At 28.9% G+C, this 24,415-nt stretch carries 20 protein-coding genes and 1 other annotated feature; of the genes, 5 read left to right on the forward strand and 15 right to left on the reverse strand.

Annotated features, from left to right (window positions below; translation table 11 throughout):
* Positions 1-37: 37 nt before the first annotated feature.
* From HMPREF9709_RS05170 to HMPREF9709_RS05195, 6 genes are read right to left on the reverse strand one after another with little or no spacing between them, the layout of a single operon-like run.
* Entirely contained in the window at positions 38-2,245 is a 2,208-nt protein-coding gene (locus tag HMPREF9709_RS05170) for an ATP-dependent helicase (RefSeq protein WP_005398490.1), read from the reverse strand.
* 1 nt (position 2,246) lies between these two features.
* Positions 2,247-3,257, reverse strand: coding sequence for a tRNA (adenosine(37)-N6)-threonylcarbamoyltransferase complex transferase subunit TsaD (gene tsaD, locus HMPREF9709_RS05175; RefSeq protein ID WP_005398492.1), 1,011 nt, complete (start codon positions 3,255-3,257; stop codon positions 2,247-2,249).
* Positions 3,254-3,694, reverse strand: coding sequence for a ribosomal protein S18-alanine N-acetyltransferase (gene rimI / locus HMPREF9709_RS05180; RefSeq protein WP_005398493.1), 441 nt, complete (start codon positions 3,692-3,694; stop codon positions 3,254-3,256). Before rimI ends, tsaD begins: the two co-directional genes overlap by 4 nt.
* Before the next feature lie 11 nt (positions 3,695-3,705).
* On the reverse strand, positions 3,706-4,383 hold the full coding sequence (gene tsaB, locus HMPREF9709_RS05185; RefSeq protein ID WP_005398495.1) for a tRNA (adenosine(37)-N6)-threonylcarbamoyltransferase complex dimerization subunit type 1 TsaB: 678 nt from the start codon (positions 4,381-4,383) through the stop codon (positions 3,706-3,708).
* Positions 4,364-4,828, reverse strand: a complete 465-nt coding sequence (tsaE, locus tag HMPREF9709_RS05190; RefSeq protein ID WP_005398498.1) for a tRNA (adenosine(37)-N6)-threonylcarbamoyltransferase complex ATPase subunit type 1 TsaE — start codon at positions 4,826-4,828, stop codon at positions 4,364-4,366. Before tsaE ends, tsaB begins: the two co-directional genes overlap by 20 nt.
* Positions 4,818-5,810 carry an aromatic acid exporter family protein gene (locus tag HMPREF9709_RS05195; RefSeq protein WP_005398500.1) on the reverse strand — a complete coding sequence of 331 codons (993 nt, stop codon included), beginning with the start codon at positions 5,808-5,810 and terminating at the stop codon, positions 4,818-4,820. Before HMPREF9709_RS05195 ends, tsaE begins: the two co-directional genes overlap by 11 nt.
* 461 nt (positions 5,811-6,271) lie before the next feature.
* Positions 6,272-6,495: a binding site (T-box leader), on the forward strand.
* Positions 6,496-7,013: 518 nt separating this feature from the next.
* Between HMPREF9709_RS05195 and brnQ the strand changes: the two genes are divergently transcribed.
* On the forward strand, positions 7,014-8,315 hold the full coding sequence (brnQ, locus tag HMPREF9709_RS05200) for a branched-chain amino acid transport system II carrier protein (RefSeq protein ID WP_005398501.1): 1,302 nt from the start codon (positions 7,014-7,016) through the stop codon (positions 8,313-8,315).
* Positions 8,316-8,362: 47 nt separating this feature from the next.
* Here brnQ and HMPREF9709_RS05205 read toward each other — a convergent pair whose 3' ends face one another.
* Positions 8,363-9,541 carry a cation:proton antiporter gene (locus HMPREF9709_RS05205; protein WP_005398502.1) on the reverse strand — a complete coding sequence of 393 codons (1,179 nt, stop codon included), beginning with the start codon at positions 9,539-9,541 and terminating at the stop codon, positions 8,363-8,365.
* Positions 9,542-9,677: 136 nt separating this feature from the next.
* The gene (tpx, locus tag HMPREF9709_RS05210) at positions 9,678-10,178 is read right to left on the reverse strand and encodes a thiol peroxidase (protein ID WP_005398503.1); all 501 of its coding nucleotides are present in this window, start codon (positions 10,176-10,178) and stop codon (positions 9,678-9,680) included.
* A gap of 116 nt (positions 10,179-10,294) precedes the next feature.
* Between tpx and HMPREF9709_RS05215 the strand changes: the two genes are divergently transcribed.
* The 3 genes from HMPREF9709_RS05215 to HMPREF9709_RS05225 all read left to right on the forward strand — a co-directional run bounded on the left by HMPREF9709_RS05215 (position 10,295) and on the right by HMPREF9709_RS05225 (position 12,608).
* Positions 10,295-10,750 (forward strand): nucleoside 2-deoxyribosyltransferase, encoded by a 456-nt coding sequence (locus HMPREF9709_RS05215; protein ID WP_005398504.1) that lies wholly within the window; start codon positions 10,295-10,297, stop codon positions 10,748-10,750.
* The gene (locus tag HMPREF9709_RS05220; RefSeq protein WP_005398505.1) at positions 10,750-11,115 is read left to right on the forward strand and encodes a YccF domain-containing protein; all 366 of its coding nucleotides are present in this window, start codon (positions 10,750-10,752) and stop codon (positions 11,113-11,115) included. Before HMPREF9709_RS05215 ends, HMPREF9709_RS05220 begins: the two co-directional genes overlap by 1 nt.
* Before the next feature lie 152 nt (positions 11,116-11,267).
* Positions 11,268-12,608, forward strand: coding sequence for an MATE family efflux transporter (locus HMPREF9709_RS05225; RefSeq protein WP_005398506.1), 1,341 nt, complete (start codon positions 11,268-11,270; stop codon positions 12,606-12,608).
* A 334-nt stretch (positions 12,609-12,942) separates the two neighbouring features.
* Here the strand turns inward: HMPREF9709_RS05225 and HMPREF9709_RS05230 are convergent, their stop codons facing one another.
* Genes HMPREF9709_RS05230 through HMPREF9709_RS05240 form a run of 3 tightly spaced genes read right to left on the reverse strand, consistent with a single transcriptional unit; the run spans position 12,943 to position 16,087 of the window.
* A complete protein-coding gene (locus HMPREF9709_RS05230; RefSeq protein WP_005398507.1) occupies positions 12,943-14,319 on the reverse strand; it encodes a glycoside hydrolase family 1 protein in 1,377 nt (458 codons plus the stop codon).
* On the reverse strand, positions 14,316-15,215 hold the full coding sequence (locus HMPREF9709_RS05235; RefSeq protein ID WP_005398508.1) for an ROK family protein: 900 nt from the start codon (positions 15,213-15,215) through the stop codon (positions 14,316-14,318). The genes HMPREF9709_RS05230 and HMPREF9709_RS05235 overlap by 4 nt, the downstream gene beginning before the upstream one ends.
* A complete protein-coding gene (locus tag HMPREF9709_RS05240) occupies positions 15,203-16,087 on the reverse strand; it encodes an ROK family protein (RefSeq protein WP_005398509.1) in 885 nt (294 codons plus the stop codon). Before HMPREF9709_RS05240 ends, HMPREF9709_RS05235 begins: the two co-directional genes overlap by 13 nt.
* 58 nt (positions 16,088-16,145) lie before the next feature.
* Between HMPREF9709_RS05240 and HMPREF9709_RS05245 the strand changes: the two genes are divergently transcribed.
* The gene (locus HMPREF9709_RS05245; protein WP_005398510.1) at positions 16,146-16,883 is read left to right on the forward strand and encodes a MurR/RpiR family transcriptional regulator; all 738 of its coding nucleotides are present in this window, start codon (positions 16,146-16,148) and stop codon (positions 16,881-16,883) included.
* Between the two features lie 55 nt (positions 16,884-16,938).
* Here HMPREF9709_RS05245 and HMPREF9709_RS05250 read toward each other — a convergent pair whose 3' ends face one another.
* The 4 genes from HMPREF9709_RS05250 to HMPREF9709_RS05265 all read right to left on the reverse strand — a co-directional run bounded on the left by HMPREF9709_RS05250 (position 16,939) and on the right by HMPREF9709_RS05265 (position 24,218).
* Positions 16,939-18,216, reverse strand: coding sequence for a glycoside hydrolase family 125 protein (locus HMPREF9709_RS05250; protein WP_211204494.1), 1,278 nt, complete (start codon positions 18,214-18,216; stop codon positions 16,939-16,941).
* A complete protein-coding gene (locus HMPREF9709_RS05255) occupies positions 18,213-20,852 on the reverse strand; it encodes an alpha-mannosidase (RefSeq protein WP_005398514.1) in 2,640 nt (879 codons plus the stop codon). The genes HMPREF9709_RS05250 and HMPREF9709_RS05255 overlap by 4 nt, the downstream gene beginning before the upstream one ends.
* Positions 20,853-20,954: 102 nt before the next feature.
* The gene (locus HMPREF9709_RS05260; protein ID WP_005398516.1) at positions 20,955-22,589 is read right to left on the reverse strand and encodes a right-handed parallel beta-helix repeat-containing protein; all 1,635 of its coding nucleotides are present in this window, start codon (positions 22,587-22,589) and stop codon (positions 20,955-20,957) included.
* Between the two features lie 93 nt (positions 22,590-22,682).
* Positions 22,683-24,218 carry an extracellular solute-binding protein gene (locus tag HMPREF9709_RS05265; protein WP_005398518.1) on the reverse strand — a complete coding sequence of 512 codons (1,536 nt, stop codon included), beginning with the start codon at positions 24,216-24,218 and terminating at the stop codon, positions 22,683-22,685.
* Positions 24,219-24,415: the final 197 nt, after the last annotated feature.

Consider the following 24,415-nt stretch of genomic DNA (forward strand, 5'->3'; position numbering starts at 1 on the left):
TAGCTTTACAATAGCTCTTTTTAATCAATTGTTTAGTTTATAATTTTTTTAGTTTTGCTAATTTGGCATTTAATCTTTTTAGTCCGTTATTATCAAAACTTACCAATAGCTCATCTCCATCCGCTTTTTTTGTAATGGAAATAACCATTCCTGTACCGAATTTTTTATGAGCTACTTTATCACCAATATTGAAGTTAAGGTTTAACGAATCCTCAAATTGTTTCTTTTTGGCTCTAACTTCTTTTTTGATTCTTTCACGTTTAGCTTCAAATGAATCAAAATCATTCATAAAGCTTTCGAAGGAATTTTCGTTTTGTTTTTCTACATAAGTCTTTTCTTGGTCAATATGTGATTTTATTTCATCTATGAATCTTGAAGGTTTTGCATACTGAGATCTACCAAACACCATTCTTGAAGCGGCAGAAGAAATAAATAATCTTTCTCTAGCTCTCGTAATCGCAACATAAGCAAGGCGTCGCTCTTCTTCAAGTCCACCCTCTTCCATGGTTCTTAAACTTGGGAAAAGCCCGTCTTCCATTCCTGTTAAAAATATTATATCATATTCAAGTCCTTTGGCAGAATGTATAGTCATTAAACTTACACCATTCTCATCATCAGTCTTATCTATATCTGAAAGTAAGTTTACATTTTGAAGATAATCGTACAAGGTTGCACCTTCATTTTTCTTTTCAAATTCAGCAACCGCACTTGTTAATGAGGAAATATTTTCAATTCTTGTTCTATCCTCAATTTTATTGGAAGAATCAAGCATTTTTTTATATCCAGATTTTTCATAAACTTCCTCTACTAAATCTGTAATCAAATAGTCGTCAACAAAATTAATAAAACTTGTCATTTCATCAAAGAATGATTGAACCTTCTTTAATGTAGCACCAGATAATACATCACTAATTCCTTCATCGTAGACAGCATCGTAAATGCTCATATCATTGTCTCTTGCAAAGGATTCTAATTTTGAAATGGTTGTGTCACCAATTCCCCTTTTAGGCATATTGATTATTCTTTTTAATGAAATATCATCATCTGGATTTGCGATAAACGCTAAATAAGATAGTAAATCTTTTACTTCTCGTCTATCATAAAACTTAAGTCCACCGATCACTTTATGTGGGATGTGATTTGACATTAATTTCTCTTCTAAAACTCTGGATTGTGCATTTGTCCTATATAAAATGGCCATTTCGTCATAATAATATCCTGCATTGTACATCTGATGTATCTTATTTACAATATCATCAGCTTCATCATACTCTGATGAAGAATTTCTATATACTATATTGTAGCCATCTTTCTTATCTGACCAAAGATTTTTTTCTTTTCTTTCAACATTATTTTTTATTAAGTCATTTGCAGCATCTAGTATATTAGTTGTTGAACGATAGTTTTGCTCTAACAATATCACTTTTGCATTCTTAAAATCTTTTTCAAAATTTAAAATATTTGTAATATCGGCCCCTCTCCATGAATAAATGGATTGATCGCCATCCCCAACAACACAGATATTATCATAGATTGCTGTAAATTTTTTTATTAATTCATATTGAGATTTATTGGTATCTTGATATTCGTCCACAAATATATATTTGAATTTTTCCGCATAATATTCTCTTACCTCTTTATTTTTGGTTAAAAGCTCTACGGTTTTTAAGATTAAATCATCAAAATCTAATGCATTATTGAATTTTTTTCTTTTTTCATATAGTTTATAGATTTCACCAATATTTCTCTGTCTTTCATACATTGCAGAATCAATAACTTCATCAGGTGTTACAAACTTATTTTTATAGTCGGATATACTTGAAATAATTGCTCCAATTGGGTTGTATTTTTCATCGATTCTCAATTCTTTCATAATATCTTTTATTAAAGTTTTTGTTTCAGATGTATCATAAATACTAAAATTACTCTTATATCCAATCTTATCTATATTTCGTCTTAAAATCCTTGAACAAATACTATGAAATGTACCAATCCACATATGAGAAATATTTTTATTTAATGTTTTTCCAATTCTATCTTTCATCTCATTTGCAGCTTTATTTGTAAATGTAAATGCTAAAATATTAAATTCACTCACATTTTTTTCTTCAATCAGATAGGCAATTTTTCTCGTTAAAACAGTTGTTTTTCCTGATCCTGCTCCCGCTAGTATTAAAAGAGGTCCTTTAGTATGTAGGACAGCTTCTATTTGTTCTTTATTTAAATTTCTTGTAAGTTCAGTCATATTACTCCTTCTCAAGTCCTAAATTAGGGATAACATTTACTTTTAGAGTATCTGCACCATATTTCACATAATTATAGTATCCAGCAGATGCTATCATTGCAGCATTATCTGTACATAGTGACATTTCTGGATAATATACTTTTATACCTAATTCATTTAATTCTTCTGTTAATCTATTTCTCAAATCTCTGTTTGCCGCAACCCCACCGGATAAAACAAATTTATCTCTTTGTTTCTCCTTGGCTAGTCTAACAGATTTACTTACTAGTACATCATTAACTGATGCTTGAAAACTTGCAGCGACATCAAATGGATTTATTTCTCTTCCTGCCATTTTTTCTTTATTTAAATAATTTAATACAGCAGTTTTCAATCCACTAAAACTAAAGTCATAAGAGTCTTTTTCAAGCATTACTCTTGGAAAATCAATCGCTTCTGAATTTCCTTTTTCGCTCGCTTTTTGAATCGCTGGTCCTCCAGGATATCCTAATCCTAATGCTCTGGATACTTTATCAAAACTTTCTCCAGCAGCATCATCTCTTGTTCTTCCAATAACGTGATAATCTGTATAAGATTTAACATCAACTAAATAACTATGTCCACCAGACACAACCAGTGATATAAAAGGAGGCTCTAGCTCTTTATATTGCAAATAATTAGCACAGATATGCCCTTCCATGTGGTTTACTCCTATAATAGGAATGTCTAACGCTGCAGACACCCCTTTTGCAAATGACATACCTACTAAAAGCGCTCCTACAAGACCTGGTCCTTTTGTAACTGCTATCAATTCTATATCGTTAAATGTTTTGCCAGCTTCTTCAAGCGCTTGTTTTGCCACATAATTTATCGCTTTTATATGCTCTCTTGAAGCTATTTCTGGCACCACGCCACCATAAATTTTATGTATATCTATTTGACTAAATATTATATTTGAAAGAATTTTTCTACTATCTTCTACAATTGAGACACTTGTTTCATCACAGGATGATTCAATTCCCATTATTATCATAATTCTTCCTTTCTATCTAATTGCATAATATATGCATCTTCTCCTAATGAATAGTAATTTTTTCTTGTTCTAATAATCCTAAGTCCATGTTTCTTATATAAATTAATTGCAGCTTCATTTTTTGTATGCACTTCTAGATATAGAAGTTGCTTATTAGTCATACCGCTAATTAGTTTGTTCAATATTTCACTTGCATATCCCATTCTTCTATATTTTGGGTCAATTACAAAATGATTGATGTTTATTTCATCAAGATATTCGCTATAAAAGATATATCCGATCAAATTATCATCAATACATAAAGCTATGGACTTATTAAATTCCCCTTCCATCTCTAAGAAAAAAGCCTTCAACGGCCATGGGTTTGGAAAGGCTTTTTCTATCTCCACAAGACATTCAATGTCTTTTTCATCAATTTCTCTAAAATATTTTTTCAAATTGCCCTCAACTATTTATTTAAATTTATTTCAGCTTGAGATTTTCTTAAATAACTTGGGGTTAAATCAAAATAGTTATCTAAGTCGTTATTTTCAAATCTTTCTTTTGCTATTACACAAAGATTTCTTCCAATCCCATTGTTTAATCCCGGATGTGACAGTCTTACATTTTCATAATTTTTAATTTCATCTGACAAAACGTCAATCGCTTCACCCACTAAAGTGACAGAGTTTTGTTGTTTTATAATTTCAAATAATTCACTCTCTTTAAGTATTTCTTCAAATTCTTTTACTAATTTATTATCTTGCCATTTATACATGCCAGTATAGTATCTCTTTCCTCTAGCATCAATTAAAGAAATGATAGAATCATTATTTAGTATTGAAAAAGCCATTGCTTCTAAAGTTGAAACGCCCACTATTGGTTTATCAAAAACTTGAGCAATCGCCTTTATTGAAGCCATACCTATCCTAAGTCCAGTAAAAGATCCTGGTCCTGATGCAACCGCAAATAAATCTATTTCATCTAAGATAATTTTGAGATCATCAACTGCCCTCTTTAACAATGGAATAAGCATCTCTGAATGGGTCTCTTCCTGAGAAATATTATAATCTCCAATTATCCTATTATCTTCCATAATTGTTATTGAAGACATCATTGTTGATGTGTCAATTGATAAAATTTTCATCTAAATACTCTCCTATTTCTAATGATCGCTTTGTATCTGTTACAATTTCTAAAATCCTACCATTTTTAGAAATATTTATTTCAATCTCAATTAAATCATCTGGTAAATAATAATCTGCTTTTTCAGCCCATTCGATAAAAGTTATCTCATCTTCAGGATAAAAATAATTTTCAAAATCTAATGCCTCTAATTCACTAGGTTCTTCAAGTCTATATAAATCTAAATGATAAATTGTAATATCTCCATTGTAAATATTGATTATAGAGAAAGTTGGAGATGTAATATATTCATCAATGCCTAAATGTTTCCCAATAAATTGTACGAATGTTGTCTTGCCCGCACCTAAATCTCCTTTTAGAGAAATGACATCTCTAGGTTTAATTGCTTTTGCAAAAACCTTAGCAAAATTATTAAATTCTTCTAAATTATCTATCCTATATTTCATAACTTCCTCTACTAAATTTATACTTTTCTTCTAAAAACTGAATTAAATCTTCTAATATTATATAGAGATTTGCCCTATTTTCAAACTCTTCTCTTGTTTTAGGAAGACTAAGATTCTTAAAGAATATCAATAATGTATCCGCCTTCTCTATTAAACTAATAGCAGTATTTTTTTCATAATATCCTAAATAAATCTCTTCTATAAACTCTGAAATTTTTTGAGTATGAACTAAATTTCGATCAATATTTTTAGACAATTCAAATATCTTTATCAAAATATTATATTGCTTTCTTCTTAAATTTAAATACTCTAAATCATAGAAATCATTATTAAATAAATCATTCTCCAATCTATTAATTATCTCATTCTCATAAATACTGAAAAATCTATTTGTGTCACTTATTTCTTTAGAGATGTATTCAATATATTCACTCTTATTCTCATCTTCTAAATGCTTTTCATTTAGTATATTAGAAATATACATCAATAGATTTTTTATCTTATCATCAAGCATTCCCCTATTATTATCTTTATTGGTCATAGGTATTAATAAGTTTACTATTATCGCCATTAATAATCCAATCAAATACACTAAAGTTTCATTCAAAATAAAACTCAACTCCATATGTCCTTTTAAAAAGAAATGACTTGCCATTACAACATTTGGAGCTAATCCTATCGAAATATCCAATCTTGAATTTATCAATGCAAAGATTAAAACAAAAAATCCAAAAGACAATATACTATATCCCATAATGTTAAATACAAGATATACCAAAGCTAGCATAATAACATAACCCAAAAATCTTCTATAGGCAATCTCTAAAGTCTTCTTTTTTGTATCTTGTATTGACAGTATTGTAATAATACCAGCAGTAACATAATTCTGTAAATCTAAAAAATTAGCCAATAATATAGAAAACAAAAAAGCAATTGCAATTTGTAAATTTAATATTAAATTATATTTTTTTAACGACTTCAAAATTTGCTCCTTGAAATACCTCAAATTTAAAAATCATGGCATAAAAAGCCATTTACTAAGAACATCATATATTAAAATCTCTCATTAGTCATAACTTCAATTCATTATTTAATTATACCAAATAGACAAGTTAAATAAAACTTATAAGATTTAAGATCTATACAGAGTATTTTTTTGATTTTCTGAATTTGCTCTGTTTAAATTTTCTTAATGCAACGGTGCTTTTCTTCATTTGGTAATTTTACTCTGTTTAAATTCTGATTTTTCTACGGTGCTTTTTTTCGTTAGCTGATTTTGCTCCGTTTAAATTCTAATTTTTCTACGGTGCCTTTTTTTGTTAGCTGATTTTGCTCCGTTTATGTCTCCATTTTTCGATTGACATTTATATTATATATTTTTGAAAACAATACTTGACATTATTTTATAATCTTATATAATGATAGATATAATTTTTATTAAATAATAATCAGAACAGAAGGAAAGAGTAAATTATCCTAGATGTCAGAGAGCTGTCGGTTGGTGCGAGATAGTCATTGAATATAATTGAAAATCATCCTTTATTGTTATTTTCTGAATGTAGTAAGAAGATACGCAGTGGCTTGCGTTACAAGGCCGGACATTGTTAGATGTCTTGAGAGCTTTTTTTAAAGAATTAAGGTGGTACCGCGATTATATCGTCCTTTATCCAGTTGGATAAAGGACTTTTTTTTATGACCTAACTTAACCTCTCAGCTAATCGATGCATCGCAATATCTGCACAACAAAACAGTATAAAACATAAAAAATAATAATATACTGAATGAAAAAAAAAATTCCTCAGTATAAAATTAAAAAGTCAGAATTATACTGAAGAATTTTCGTAAAAAGCAGTATTATCTCATGAATATTAAAATTATACTGAAAAATGTTCTTTAAGCATTCCAAAAAAGCAGTATAAAAATCTCAAATTGAAATTTATACTTAGGAAACAAACTAAAAAGTCAGTATAATTTTCGAAAATGGAAAATATGCTGATCAAAAAAATTGGGTGACAGTATAAATTTCAAAAGATTGATTTTATGCTGAAAATATTAGGATTGTTTTGCATTTTACTAAAAAATGTAAGGATCAATAAATGTGATACCGGGATACTGCTATCTTCAAAATAGTAAGACTACAAAATTTTATCACTTGAAATTATATAAAATAAAAAATGGAGGAATTATGGAAAGGAAATTAACAAGATCAGAATTTATAAGTTTATCAATAATGCTTTTCGGATTATTTTTCGGAGCGGGGAATTTGATTTTTCCACCAATGCTCGGATTTAATTCCGGAAACAAGACGATAGTCAGTTTTATATTTTTTACACTTACTGCAATTATTTTTCCGGTTTTAGGTGTGATTACAGTGTCTAAAACAAATGGATTGCAAAATTTAGCAAAAAAGGTTCATCCTGCATTTGCGCTAGTTTTTACAATAGTCATTTATCTATCAATTGGACCTGGATTAGGGATACCAAGAGCGGGTGTTGTTCCATTTGAAATGGCAATATTTCAATATTTGCCTAAAGATTTTGATGCAAATATTTCAAGATTGATATATACATTGATTTTCTTTAGCATTGCTTATTATGTTTCCCTATCACCTAATAAATTGGTTAAGAGATCTGGGAAAATACTTACTCCTATATTGATTTCATTAATACTGATTTTATTTGTAGGAATATTATTTAAAAATCCAAATAATGTTGGTCTTCCAAAGGGTGTTTACGCAAAATCTCCCGCAATCGTTGGTTTTGTCGAAGGTTACAATACATTAGATGCAATCGCTGCGTTAAATTTTGGATTGGTAATTTCATTAACATTAAGAAAATTCAATATAAAAAACGAGAAAGAAATTGTAGGATATACCATAAAGAGCGGATTATTGGCGGGATTCATCCTATTATTGATATACGCAATTTTAAGTTATATAGGAATGATGATCTCTGGTTCAAGTATTGAATTTGAGAATGGTGCACAAATCCTTTCATATATAAGTGAGAGCTTATATGGACAATTTGGGGTTGCTCTTATTATTCTAATTTTCACTTTAGCATGCTTGACAACTTCTATTGGTTTAATAGTAAGTATTTCCGAATACTTTGCAACATTAACAAATAAAATAAATGAAAAGACATGGGCGTTAATAGTGACTTTATTCGCATTTATCGTTTCAAACTTTGGATTAAATGCTATATTAAGCATAACTGTCCCAGTCTTACAAATTGTTTATCCATTCTCACTAGTAATCATAATTATGGGACTTCTACATGATAAAATCGGATTTACAAAGGCGACATATGTAGTAGCTGCAATTGTTTCATTTGCAATAGCAATCTTTACTATGTTAATAAATTTAGGACTTGAAATCCCATTCTTTACTGGTTTTATTAGTACTTTTCCATTTTATAATGTTGGATTAAATTGGGTGATTCCAACAATTATTTCAATATTCTTCACTCAATTAATTTCAAAAAAATAAAAAATTTAGGCTGCAAAAGGACTATAATCCTTTTGCAGCCTTCTGTTTTACTTTTCTAATAATTTTTTATAAGTGTTTTCAATGCCTATTGCTCCAAGCGGCGCTGTGACAATGATGCCTAAAACAGCCATTGACAATATTAGTTTTCCATTAGCAAGACCCATAGCAAGTGGTATGCCTCCTATCGTTGCCTGAATGGTTGCCTTTGGAATATAAGATATCATAATAAATATCTTTTCTTTTATATTTAACTTCGTGCCTAAAAGTGAGATATAGACACCAACTATTCGCACCATTAATGTTAAAAATATGAGTAATATTCCTAAAACTCCTGAATCAAGCGTATATCTAATATCTATAGCAGCTCCAATCATTACAAATAATATAATCTCAAAACCATACCATAAACCATTCAGACTATTTTTTTGAGCTAAGATATTTTCTTCTTCACTATTTAATGAATAAAACAATCCAAAAGAAAGTACAAATAACATTTCTGAAAATGGAATGATATTATTAATTTGATTTTTTAATCCTACAAATATTAAACTTATTGAAATTAGCATTAACAAATCAAAATATAGATTATTAGAAATCCACTTTAATATTTTGCTTATCAGTTTTCCAATAATAAATGCCAAAGCTATTGCGGAAAAAATAGAAATAAATATTGAAGCAAATGACATTACGGAGATCTGTGCATCTTTACTTAAATTAAGTAAAATTGAGAATATAGTAAGTACAAAAACATCATCCAGTGATGCCCCTGCAAGTATCATCTGCCCTATGCCCTTTTTATTTCCATAACCACTATCGATAACTTTTAACATACTTGGCACAACTACTGCTGGAGAGACTGCAGATAATATTGTTCCCATAATCGCAGCACTTAAAAAATCGATTTGAAAAATCCATTTTGCAAAAAATGTGTATGCAACTATTTCAAATGTTGCAGGTAAAAAGGAAAGTAATAATGCCGGTCTACCATTCTCAAAAATTTTATTTAAATCAAGTGAAATCCCTGCTCTTAATAAAATTATGACTAAAGCCAAGATACGTAATTCTGTAGAAATGTTTAACACTGATGTATCAATCAAATTGAGTACATAAGGACCGATTATTATACCGACAATTAACATTCCTAGTAATCTTGGTAATTTAATCTTTTCAAAGATCTTTGAAAAGATTAAACCTAATAAAAAAATAATTCCAAATGAAAATATCATATTTCCCCCCGTATTTAATATAAAAATAACTATTTCTATATTAAACTTTTCTTAGAAAATAAGCAAAAAATCTCTTCAAATGTTTAATCTGAGAAAAATTTAGATTAACATTTGAAGATTATATTTCTCAAAATTATTAGATAAGTTCTTTTATCTTATTGATCGCCGTATCGTAATCAACTTCGTTTGTTGATTCTTCAACATATTCAGTGTAAACAATTTTACCATCTTTATCAATGATAATTATTCCTCTTGATAAAAGTTTTAATTCATCAATTAGGAAACCATATTTTTCACCAAATTCTCTATATTTATAGTCTGAAACTATTTCAATATTTTCAATCCCTTCTGCAGCACAGAATCTCTTTTGAGCAAATGGTAAATCCATTGAAACTGTAATTATTTTTACATCATCACTTAACTTTGTTGCTTCTTCATTGAAGAATTTTGTTTGAATGGAACAAACACTTGTATCAATTGAAGGTACAACAGAAATTACAATAATCTTACCTAAATCATCGCTTAAATTATATTCTGTCATATCATTTTTGGTTGCAGTAAAATCTGGTGCTATATCTCCCTCGTATACTTGATTACCTAATAATGTGATTTCTTTATCTTTAAATGTGTATTTCATAACGCCTCCTATATTTTATAAAATAGTCTATATTTTTTCAGCTATATTATATCTACCCAATATATTTAATTTTATCGATTAAATTGTTATAATATAATAAAAAACTGGAGGTAAATATGAAACTATATTTAGCAGGAGCATTATTTAATGAAGCTGAAATTGCACAAAGAACACTTGAAGGACGTATTTTAAGGGAAAACTTCCCTGAAATTGAGATATTTAATCCAATTGATCAACCATTCAATGAAAACAAATCCAGTCTTCCTACTCCTATCGACATTTATGAAGGTGATACAAAGGCAGTTGAAGAATGTGATATTTTTATTTGCGACCTTACAAATGAGGATGCGGGTGTAATGGTTGAATTAGGTATAGCTCTTTACACAAATACTAAACTTATTATCGGTATCAATTCAGATTTAAGATTAGCGACAGCAAATAAATATGATGTGCCTACATATGGCATGAATCATTATGTTTTGGGTGCTATTTTAAAACACGGAAAATTTGTTAGAAGCTTCAATGAAGCCGTAAATGAAATCAAAGAATTTTTAGAAGAGGAAAATAAATAATGACATGTTTAGGTAATTTAATCTGGTTAATTTTTGGAGGATTTATAAATTTTATCTCATGGTCATTTGTAGGGATATTGTGGTGCTTAACCATTATTGGCATCCCTATTGGGATGCAATGCTTTAAAATGGCAAATCTATCCCTTCACCCATTTGGAAGAAAAATCAATTATAAAGGAAAATTTACAGCAACCTTGATCAATATAATTTGGTTTTTCTTTGGAGGAATTGAGCTTGCATTGGTTCACTTAATCTCCGCTTGTGCTTTAGCCATTACAATTATTGGGATACCTTTTGCTATTCAACAAGTAAAATTTGCAAGACTAGCTCTCTTACCTTTTGGTTCTGAAATAAGAAGAAAGTAAATGAATTTTAATATTAAATTGTGATGCTTTATAGAAATATTAATTAAACTTTATAGTATTTTGACTATCAAAATGATTTAATGGAACTTTTTTGATAAATAATTAAATTAGGTATAGAATATTATCCATGAGTTATTATGGAAGGAAGATATATGAAGGATAAAAATATTTATAAAAGAGCCTTACAGATTGCGTGGCCATCGGTACTAGAAAGTTTTTTTATCGCACTTGCTGCCATGATTGATACTATCATGGTTTCAAGTTTAGGAAGTTACGCCGTTGCCGCAGTCGGGTTAACAAATCAACCAAAATTTATCGCTTTTGCAATTTTTTTCTCGATTAACACAGCAGTTTCTGCTTTAGTCGCTAGAAGAAAAGGACAAAATGACAAAAGGGGTGCAAACACTGTTTTTAGTTCAGCTTTTGTCGCGAGTATAGTTTTATGTATATTAACAACTGCATTTTTCTTATACTTCTCATCTGATATTATGAGACTTGCAGGAAGTAACAAAGATACCCATGAAGCTGCTGTAAAATATTTTAACATTATCATTGGTGGTTTAATTTTCAATATCATTGCAATGGTTATAAATGCTGGTCAAAGAGGTAGCGGAAATACAAAAATAGCTTTTACAACAAATTTAACATCTTCAATTGTAAATGTGATTTTTAATTATCTTTTGATTGGCGGAAATTTAGGTTTCCCTGCATTAGGTATTGAAGGTGCTGCAATAGCTACTGTTTTAGGTTCAGCCGTTGCCGCTACAATGAGTGTATTCTCACTATTTCACAAATTCACTTTTATTGATATTAAATACATATTTAGAAAGAAAATATCACCTAAATTCGATGCTATTAAATCAATTTTCAATTTAAGCTCAAGTTTCTTCATAGAAAACATTGCAATGAGAGTTGGCTTTTTAGCTACAGCTATCAGCGCCGCAAATCTTGGTACTGATCCATTCGCCGCACACAATGTTGGCATGAGTCTATTAAGTATAGGTTTTTCATTTGGTGATGGGATGCAAGTAGCTGCAGTAGCACTTTCAGGTAGAGCCTTAGGTATGGGCGAAAAAGAAGAAGCATATAATTATGGTAAAGTCTCACAAAGGATTGGACTTGGAATTTCCATTGCCCTTTCTCTAATACTATTGATATTTGGACGAGCTATTTTAGGAAACTTCTTCAAAGAAGAACATATCATAGAGATGGGATTATTGATAAATAGATTTATTATGTTAATCCTATTATTACAAATCTCACAAATAATATATGGTGGTTGTCTAAGAGCCGGAGGTGACGTAAAATTCACATTGTTAGTTGCAATCATCGCAGTCACAATCATTAGAACATCTGTAACTCTACTATTTACAATGGTATTTAAGCTTGGATTAGTCGGCATATGGCTAGGAGTTCTAGCAGATCAATTCTCAAGATTTGTACTATTAAGACACAGATTCCATAAAAAGAAATGGTTGGATATTGCTATATAGAAAATAGTTCATTAATATTTGACAGAGTTATCTATCTAAAAGATTTGGGAGATTTAAATAATAGAGAAAATACTAAAAGAAAATATGTTGGATATAAGATTTTCAAATGCAAAAGAACGGCTATAATTGACCGTTCTTTTTTCATTTTATATATTTTTATCAATGTCTGTTGATAGTCAGATTAATGAATTAAGTAAATTTACTTGGTTATTTTAATTTTTTGAATTTGCCAAGTAAATTATAAAAATTTACTACTTTGTAAAATAGATATTTGCAAATAACCAAGTAAATTATATAAAAATGTACAAAATAATAATTTGCATATGCCTAGAAATTAAAATCCGTTATTTTCTGATAGTTTTTTGAACCATTCTCCAGATTTTTTAATTGTTCTTTTTTCTGTTTCTAGGTCTAAGGCTACTAGTCCATATCTATTTTTATATGAATTTAGCCATGACCAGCAGTCTATAAATGTCCAAACATGGTAGCCTATACAGTTTGATCCTTCTTCAATACCTTTGTGTAGATATGTAAGATGTTCTTTGAAGAATTCAATTCTATAGTCATCTTGGATTTTTCCATCTACCATAAATTTAGCTTCATTTTCTACGCCAATGCCGTTTTCTGAAATCATCCATTCAATATTTCCATAGTTATCCCTTATATAAATTGCAATATCATAAACTACTGATGGATCTATTTCCCAACCTCTATGTGGGTTTACTCTTCTTCCTGGCATGATATATGGCTCATAATAGTTATCAGGCATGAAGATTGCATCTTCACTAATTTGATATTTTATGGCTTTTACTCTTAGTGGTTGATAGTAGTTAACTCCCAAGAAATCAATTGTATTATTTTTTATAATTTCTAAATCTTTAAAATTAGTTTCTGGAAGCATGTCATTTTGTCTTAGTAAATCTACAAATTCTTTTTGGAATTCTCCTTTTACTGATGGATCTAAAAATGATCTAATAGCAAACATTTCAGCATATTTTGATGCTTTTATGTCACTAGGATGTTGTGATCTTGGTATAGCAGGTGTAAGGTTTAATACAATTCCAATTTTCTTCTCTTTTTCGATTTTTCTAAATTCTTCGATTGCACGAGCACTTGCTAATTGTGTATGATATCCAACAAGAACTGCTTTCTTTGGATCAACTTCCATAGGATAGTGGTATTGATATAGATAACCCATTTCTACGTGTACGATAGGCTCATTAAATGTAAACCATCTATCAACAAATTCACCAAAAAGTTCAAAACATGTTTTTGCATAATTTGCGTAATGTTCTACTACTTCCCTATTTTCCCAACCGCCAATTTCTTGCAATTTTACAGGCATATCAAAATGATATAGATTCATAAAAAGAGTTATGCCTTCATCTTTTATAGCCTTGAAATAACTTTTATAAAAATCTACAGCTTTTTGATTAATTTCTCCATATCCATTTGGAAATAATCTGGACCAAGAAATAGATGTTCTGAAGGAATTATGTCCTGTTTGTTTTAGTAATTTAACATCTTCTTTATAGTTTTTGTAAATTGTACTTGTATCCTTTGGTCCGATATTGTTATGAAATTTATATGGTTCTAGTTGAAACCATAAATCCCAAATATTTTCTCCTTTGCCGTCACCTTCAACTCGACCTTCACTTTGTGTAGCAGATGTTGCGGATCCGAAATAAAACCCTTCTGGGAATTTTATCATAATTGGCTCCTTTCAAAATTGTTTATTCCATTTTTTGCAGCACCTACAAGTCCAGCATCATCACCGTATTTTGCAACTTCAATAAAAATTCTATCTTTTAATCCTTCATATACTTTATCTTTTGTCTTTTCAATTATCATTGGAATTAAAAATTGATTTTTAGTAATTACTGAACCACCTAGATAGAATATTTCTGGTTCAATAGTTTGAAGTAGATTTGCAATTCCTCTTGAGAAATGCTCTGTCCACAGTTTAATAATTTCAACAGCAATTTCTTCATTATTGTTATATTTTTCAAAAAGTTCTTTTGTTGAAATTTCTTTTCCATATCTCTTTGTTGCTTCTAGAGAAAGAGCTGTACCAGAGCATAAACTTTCCCAAGTACCGGCATACAATTGATTGTGTTTTCTATCGTCATCTGCGATAATCATTAATCCAAATTCTCCAGCGTAAACTTTTTTACCTTCCATAAGTCTACCTTCATACACAATTCCTCCACCTAAACCAGTGCTTACAGTAATGAAAACTATAGTATCTCTATCATCGGTTATAGCTTGCGCCATCGCTGCAGCATTTGCATCATTTGTAAGATAAACTTTTCTGTTTGTTTTTTCTTCAAATAATTTTAGGAATGGTTTATTTGACCATTTTGGTAAATTTGGAGCATCAAATATTGTACCAGTCTCCTTATCTAAAGGTCCTGGAGAGCACATGCCTACAACTTTTGCTTTATTTTCTTTATCAATTTCATTTATCATATTAGAAATTTCATTAATAATTTCTTCAAATTCTTTATCGGCAGTTTCTGTGACAGACTTATCTAATAAATTTAATTCATCATCAAATAAAGCCACTCTAGCACTTGTACCACCTATATCTACACCTATTGAGTACATAGTTTCTTCCCTTCTTTAATTGTATTTAATAAATTAGCGTAAGCGCCATAAATATTATTATCATTATGGAATGTTGCAGCTTTGATATTGACATCAGCGTCTGCAAATATTCCTTGTTTTAATCTATTATTTAGTTCTTCTATAAAAGATTCTGATTGGCTAATCCCTCCACCAATATAGATAATTTCAGGATCTAAAGAATATTGAATGTTATATATCCCCATACATAAGTACTCAAACATCGAATTTACCTCAGAATAGTAAGGTTCTTCTTTTTCAAAGTACTTTTCTAAAACAATATGTGGTTTTTCTTCAATATTATGTTTTTCTTTTAATCTTCTCACAACATTTGGCATAGTTGATAATTGAGACATATTGGTATATTGTCCATCTTCATTTTTTAACAACATATAGCCAAACTCTCCTGTCTCCAATCTTCTACCCTTCATCAATTTTCCATCTTTTATAATTGCACCGCCGATGCCTGAACCTATTATGAAAAATGCAATAAGTTTTTCTTTAGGATTATCAAAATATAATTGTGCTAATGCCGCACAATTTGCATCATTTTCAATTGCAACAGGTAGATTATGTTTATCTTGTAAATGTTTAGCGAAATTAAATGTATGGATATAATCTAATGCACTAATTCCTCCAATATTTCCAGTTACAGAATCAACTGTACCTGGTGAGCTAAATCCAATACCTTTAATATTATATTTTTCTTTGCATCTTAAAATTTCATTATCCAAGAAATTTACAAATTCTTCTAAACTATCTTTTCTTAGTTCTGAAAATTTTTCTATTATCTTTTCATTGTCTATAATTCCTACTTTTGTGGATGTTCCACCTATGTCAAATATAAGGTACATAAATTTTCTCCTACATTTTTTTTTAATACATGCTATAATTAACATTGCGGGGTGACATATGAACAAATCTTACATTTTTATTAAAAATATAATTTCAAAAAACTCAATAAAACTTTCACATCTTGAGCAAGAGTTCATAGATAGACTCGGTGAAAGTGATACAGAAATTTCTGAATCATTTATCAGCGATTTATCTAAGAAATTTTATGTTTCAAATTCCACCATAACAAGATTTGCTAAAAAACTTGGTTTTGACGGATTTAATGAACTAAAATTTGCTATACAAAATATAAAAGAAACTGCAAAATATCAAACTCAAAAAATTTATATTGATTTAATCAACGAAATCGAAGAATTTGATGATAATATTGTTGATGTCATTCATAATCTAGATAAATTTACACGAATTGTAATTGTCGGCATCGGATCTAGTGGTTTGATAGCAAATGAGATGATGTTTAAATTAGGTGAAATTGGTCTTAACAATCTAGACTATGCAAAAGAACCATATTCTATTAATTTATTATCAAATAGTTTATCTACCACAGATTTATTAATTTGTATTTCTCTTTCTGGAGAAAATACTCACATACTAGAGGCATGTGAAAATGCTAAAAGTAAAAAAGCAACAATATTTTCAATAACCGGTAATATTAGTTCTTCACTAATGAATTATTCAGATTATGTTTTGAAAACACCAAGTTATTCAACTTATGAGTATTCAATTTCAAAAATGTTACCAATGTTAATATATATCGATATAATTTGCGAGATTTATTCTAAAAAAACTAAATAATTGATTTATTATCCCAAATCCTCTTTATATAAGGATTTGGGATTTTTTTATCAATTTATTTCTTAATTATTTCTTTACCTAAATAATTTAGTATAGCTTCACAAAACATTGAATTTGACCAAGAGAACCATTCTCTAGTAAATTCATTTGGATTATCAACATCAAATCCTTCGTGAAGTAAATTTGTATCCGCATCAGTTGTTTCAAAATATTTTAATAACTGTTCTTTTTCACTATCATCTATTGAAGTCATTAACTGAATTGAAAGTGCTATATGCCAAATATATCTATCTGGTGTATGTGGTGAACCTACTCCTTTTGCAACTTTTCCTTCATAATAGAATGGGTTTAATTCTGATAAGACAGCTTTTCTAGTATTTTGATAAATTTCATCTTCTTTATCTACATAACCTAGATATGGAAGTGAAAGTAAACTTGGGACATTTGCATCATCCATAAATAGTTGATTTCCTAATCCGTCAACTTCATAAGCATAAATTTTTCCAAACTTTTCATTGTCGATTAGTCCATATTTTTCAATGCCCGCATCAATTTCTTTAGAAAGTTTTTCCATTTTCTCAATTAATTGACTCTCTTCTGGTTTAATCTTTTTAAGAATGTTTGACATTTCTTCTAAATTTACAACCATAAATGCATTTGCTGGTACTAAATATTGATATTCACATGAGTCATCACTTGGTCTAAATCCACTCCATGTCATACCTGTGTATCCTACTGGAGTACCCATATTGGAATGTCTTAATGAATCTGTTTCTTTCCATGGATTTGGTCTTTCAAATCTATATGGGGAATTCTCATGATTTTGTTCAACAATAAGCTGATCTACTAATTTATTCATTAAAGATAAAATCTTTTCATCAAAAATGCTTTCATCATTTGTCTTATTGTAATACATTGCTAAAAGCTGAAACATATAGGCTATTGAATCAAGCTCATATTTTCTTTCCCATACCCAAGGGCTATCAAAGTCAGTGATATCCTCATGAGTCCATTTGGAATCATCACCTGTTTCATTAAATGCATTAGCATAAGTATCTTTTTCAATACTAAACCATTGTCTTTTGATTACTTTTTTAATTAATTCATCAGCTTCTTGTGAATCAATGTAAAATAAAGGTCTGATTTGTGCTGTGGAATCTCTTAACCACATAGCAGGAATGTCGCCTGTCAATACAAATGCATCGTCTCTATCAGTGATTTTTATTGTTGTTGTAAAAGTATTATTTATCGCGTTTGTAAACATTGCTTTTAATTTATCGCTAATTTTAGACGATTCTACAAACTCAATTAGTTCATTTACTATATTTTTCACTTGTCCTCCCATCTAATAGTCCTGATTTCATATGGGTTTAAATATGAATTATTAAACTGTTCGTCATTGATTGGATTTACACCAAATAAATCAGTAATCACACCGTTTTGTACATATAATCTGTGATTTTTATCATCTGGATTATACACTCTCAATATCATTTCTCCTTTAGGATTTCTATATAATGTTGAGAACATATTTGAACCAACTTTAAGATCTATATTGTGACTATTTGATTTAATATTTCCATCATTTTTTTCTATTTGTGTTATGAAATAAGGAACTCTTTCTCCTAAAGCTCTTTGCCATGAAGATACATAATCAGAAACAAAGAAATCAATATTGAAATTAAATTCTAAATCTTCTAATAATTGCGCATCTGGTGTTGGGAAATGTCCCCAGTCTCCCATTTCTCCTGTTGATCTAAATAATGTAACATATAAACCATCGTCTAATTGTTCATATTCTTGTACACCATTATTTGAAATTGTAAATCCACCATTTTTATCGTGCATTTCAACAAATCTATTAAAGTTTTGAGAATAGTCTGGGTTTTCCCATGTTTTTGGTGCTTTAACAGGTCGTTTTGCAACTTCAAAGATTGATTCTGCATTTACAATATCTGTTTCTAAATCATGGCCAACCATCATTCTTAATCTGTGATCTTTTGCTTTATTTTCTAATTTAATTTTTGCATTAATTGTTGGTTTAATCGGATCAATAACAACTGTCTTTTCAACAATTAAGTCAACATATTTATCAGATCTATGTGAAACTCTCTTTTCAATTGGTATAACCATCTTTTGTTCATCCAATAATGTATCAGCTGCACTCTCAGGCACTGAAATCTTTTCAGTAAGATTGATTATATATCCCTTAACTGGACTTTCAATTATAGAATAGTCAATTAATTCATTACTCTTTATAACTAAATTGTCTCCAGATTGTCTATAAATATATTCGTGTCCAATGTCTCCACTATCTTCTAACATCAACACATTTTCATAAACATTATTGTTTCTTTTATCTGTAATTGTAATAGTTGCGTTATCGTTGATTTTTACATTAAAGATATTTGTATCTATTTCTTTTGTATCTTTTATTTCTTTTTCTTCTACTATTTTTTCTGATTCAACCAGTCTAAATATTCTTCTTTCAAATGGTGCTAATTCAGTTGTAAATTCTACTTTTAATTTTCTACTGAAATATCCTTTTCTGAATTTTGTCTCAGGTAATTCAAAATCAAATAATACACCTTTATCAGTTACAATTGCATCATATTCTCTACCATTTTCATCAATAACTTGAAGATTAGGTACTTCAACCTTTTTCATCTCTTTAGTCATTTCTAAGTATTCCCAACCGGAGAAATATCTTTTTTCAAATTCTATCTCTACTTCAGCTGTTTTTCTTTGATGATATGCTGTTGTGTTTATAACTGCAAAAACATGTTTTTCATCATAGTCATTTTCAATATTTCTACTTAAAAATATCTTCAATTCATCTTCTAAATAGTCAAGAGCTTCGCTACATGCTCTGAATTTTCTCATGTTTCCATCATGTACAGAGTCTACAGAACAACCACAAATCGCATCATGAGTATGATTTTCAAAAAGTTCTTTATAAATATATTCGATTTTGTCATATGGATAATCTTTCTTATCTCTGTAAATCGCATATAAAGGTTGAATGATTTCTTCCATTCTCATCTCAATATTTTTATTATTTTGTTTTAATGTATATCTTGATGAAGAAGTACCTTGTAAAGTTCCCCAACCATTTGTTGTTTGTGATCTTAACTCACCTTTAATGACTGATAATTTATCTTTATTTACTTCCTTATCAACCGCTTCATAATAGTCTTCTAAATTTGAATGAATAAATTCGTAATCTTCATATAAAGTGTTTGCTTTTTCAATTATTTCACCTATATTCTTTTGTACAGGAGAATGATCACAACCATTCATCAATAATAGATGTCTTGTTGAAGCGTATTGTTCCATGTCGGCAATTTTTGTATCTAAGTATTTTTTCATGAAATCAGTTTCATAAGGTATATCAACACCATTACAATACCAGTTTGCAAATAATATACCTAAAACTCTTGAACCATCTGGTGATTGCCAAAACATTTCAGAATTTGAAGAAGTATAATCTTCGATTACAACATTAGCTAATCCAGTTGCTTTTACACCTCTTCCAAAATAAGCATTATTTATCCCCGCTTTTTTTAGAATTTGAGGAGCTTGACCGATATTACCAAATGTATCTGGGAAATATCCAATCTTAGCAGGCACTCCTATTTCTTTTGATTTTTTTAATCCTATTTCTAAATTTCTAACATTTGATTCGCCAGAAGTTAAAAATGAATCTTGTAAGATATACCAAGGTCCTACAATTATTTTTCCATCCTTTATCAATTGATATACTTTTGATCTGTTTTCTGGTTTTACTTTTAAATAATCTTCAATTGGTAAAAAATGTCCATCCATTTGAAATGAAATAAATTTGTTGTCTTCAGATGCTTCGATAACACCATCAATTAAATCCACAAGTCTCATATGGTGATTTTCAAGTGGCATATACCATTCCCTATCCCAATGTGAATGTGAAACTACATGTACTATTTTTTTCATTTTCCCTCCAAAAAATAACTTTTCTCTAATTAAATAGTACAATCAAAAAGGCTTAATTACAAGCATTCTTGACGATTGAACAGATATTTATTTATTATTAAATTAGTTATTTTTAGTGAAACCAATTTCACCTTTTTTCCTAAAAATATTATCACTTTCTATTAAATTTTTAGTGTTTTTAAAAACAATAGCTTTTTTATTTTCTATATCAAATTTATTATCAATAATTTCAATCTTATTATGAACGAAATCACCAATTTCTTCTGAAATAATCGGGTCAATCCATATTGATTTTGTCATGATATTATCTAAAAATATTTTGGAATATGAAAATAGATTATTTTTTATTGTCATATTATCTACAAAACCGGATTCATACCATTCATTTGCATCATTTGACACATATATGGAAGCCATCGTTATATTGTGAAATTTATTATTTTCTATAAGTACATTCTTTCTTGTTGTACATAATATAGCTCTAGAAGGTATATTGCTAAATGTTGAGTTTTTTATATCAACAGAAGGAGTATAACTTATATTTTCAGCAACAAATCTTCCTTGTCCTTCTATTTTTTCTCCTAAATAAGCTGGGAGATTTTCTTCAAATTCTACTTTCATATATTGAAGGTCTTCGTTATATTCTCCTGGATACAAGATAGATTTAATTCTATATTTTTTATCTTCTCTTCTTCTCAAATTTTTTCTATCAAAAAACTCTATTTCATCACCGATAAAATAATTCTTAAATCCTGCCTGTTGATGATGTACAAAACGTAATATAGCAATTTTTTCTTTTATTTCTTCTACTTGAGTATATGTACCATGTATATTGATAGAATCATCCAAGGAACTATCAAATTCACAGTTTTCAATTGAAATTTTTCCTTTGGCACCTGATACATGTATGGAATCAGCAAAGCTGGTTACCATATGTCTTTCATTTCCTATAAATTTACAATTTGAAAATGATATATTTTCAGACATTTGCACAAGTAAACCAAATCCATGTAAATAATTAAATTCAACATTTTCAAAAACAATATTTTGAGATTCTACAATTGCAAATCCTGCTGTATCTCTATTATTGGATGCATTAAGTGCTATCATAATATTTTCACGAATTGCATTTGGTAAACTTTTATATTGTATTTTAACACCGCTATTAGTCTTTTCTATTTTTTCAATATTACTAAATGGACCATCTTCCAAAACATATCTTTTAGAATATTTTTCTTTTAAATCAAACACTGTGATAGAATGAGCATTAAAACTATTCTTTTCTTTCCAATAATATTTTTCGTTTCTATCTTTTTCTGACATCCAAAACATGTCATTGCCAACTATCTCATAATTAAATGTATCTGGTATTTTATAATAGACAGATTTATCTTCTATTTTCTCTACATACATTTCTACTGTCGTTGGCACAAAATGATCAATAATAAGATTTTTAAATATAATATTTTGACAATTGTTTACTAAAAAACTTGCCATATCTCCATGAAAAATAAATTTAGATCCATTACCATTTATAGTTAAGTCTTTAATATTATTAAGATTAAAATATATAGTTTTTTCAATATTATCTTTTGAATCAATATTTGAAAAATGGATTTTAACTTTATTAGCATTTTCTTTAAAAAAATGATAAATATCATTTTCTAAATTTATTACTTTTTGACTCTCAAAAATATTATTTTCAAATTTGTCTTTTTTATACGTTATTTCTTCCATATCTCCTCGATTATTTACACTAAGTTTAGTAGGCATAAAGCATTTTATCAAAAAAAATAGAGGATGAGATTATCATCCTCCATAAAAAATATATTAGTTTTTGTGGTGTTCTTTATACCATGCATCAAATTCTGTTTTTAGTTTTTGAATAATTTCATCAGCATTTTTAGCTTTTAATTCATTTACTAAACCATCATAAACTTCACTAAATCTACCCATTTCGATATCTTTAATACCTGGTAAATCTTTATTTAAGATATCAAGTTCTTCTCTTAATTCTTTTGAAGGTTGGAAACCTAAATCTGCAGATGGATATAATTCGCCATTATGTGCTTTAATTCTTTCTTGCATTTCTGGAGAATCAATTGGAGCACCTTTATCAGTTGCAATTCTCATATCATTTGAGAATTGATTTTGCCATGGAGACCATTTATCAGCTTCATTAACTTTATCTTCCGCTTTTATAACAACTCTATCGTTTACTAAATCGTAGTTTTTACCTTCGATACCGTATGATAATAAGTTTTGAATTTCTTTGTCAAATCTTATTAATTCAATGAAGTTTAACGCTTCTTTTGGATGTTTAGAATGTTTGTAAACTGATGTTAATTTACCTTGAACTATTCCATTTAAGATAATATTATCATCTTTGAAAGTTACAGCTTTGATAGGCATGTCATAACTATTTTTCCATGTTTCTTCTGCTGAAGGTTCACCTTCATCTCTTCTTACTAACCATAAATCAGGTTGATTATGTTGTTCAGCATAACCTTCTGTACCTGCTTCAGGATGTGAGTATCCAGCTTGTCTATATTTTTCCGCTAATTTACCAGCTGCAACATATGATTCTGATGTATATGGATTTTGTACTACATATGAACCATCTTTTGCAGTTTGAATATAATTATTTCTTCTTTGTGTCCAATTTTCACCAAATAATGGATATTTTTCTGGGAATTTTTCTTTGTATTTTTTCAAGATTGGTTCTAGACCTGCAATGTCTCTAATATTTTCAACATCTTTTGCTTCTAAACCAATTTCTTTTAATTGATTTAAGTTCCATACTAAATGGTCTCTAGCTATTATAGCTTTATCTATAACTGTTGGAATACCATAGATTCCACCATCAATAGTTACCGCTGCTAATTGGTTTTTATCTAAGTCTTCAGCTAGTTTTGGTGCAGCTTCTTTTAAGATTGGTTTTAAATCTAGTAATGTATCCTCATCTACTAATGTTTGATAAGGTCCAATCCATGATGCTGTTGTTGATAAGTCAAATGTGTTTTCTGGAGATTCTGCACCTCTAGCAGATAAACCTACTCTTTCATTTAAGTTATCCCATCCCATTAATAGTAATTTAACTGTGTAGTTTTTTCCTAAAGCATTTAATCTTTCATTAATTGCTTTTTCTACAGCGTCTTTACCTTTACCATCAGATAAAATTAAGTATTTAATTTCTACTTTTTCACCTTTTGCTGTATCTTCTTTTCCTTCATCTTTAGAATCATCTTTAGACTCATCTACAGATTCTTTTGTGCTTTCATCTTTAGTGTCTGTATTTGTGTTACCACAAGCTACTAAAGAGAATACCATTACTAACGCTAATAATAAGCTGATTAGTTTTTTCATATATTATTCCTCCTAAAAATTATATATATGTTTTTTTGTCAGAAACATAAATATGACATATAAAATTTACATCACATCAGTATTTCATTACAAATATATTCTACCTTATTTTTCATATTTTGACAACGATATCCGATTTAATGAATTGATTTTCTCTTATTATATTTTTTTGATATTAAAATATAAAACATTTTCAT

Origin of the sequence: Helcococcus kunzii ATCC 51366, from assembly GCF_000245755.1 — a bacterium.
GTDB classification, from domain to species: domain Bacteria; phylum Bacillota; class Clostridia; order Tissierellales; family Peptoniphilaceae; genus Helcococcus; species Helcococcus kunzii.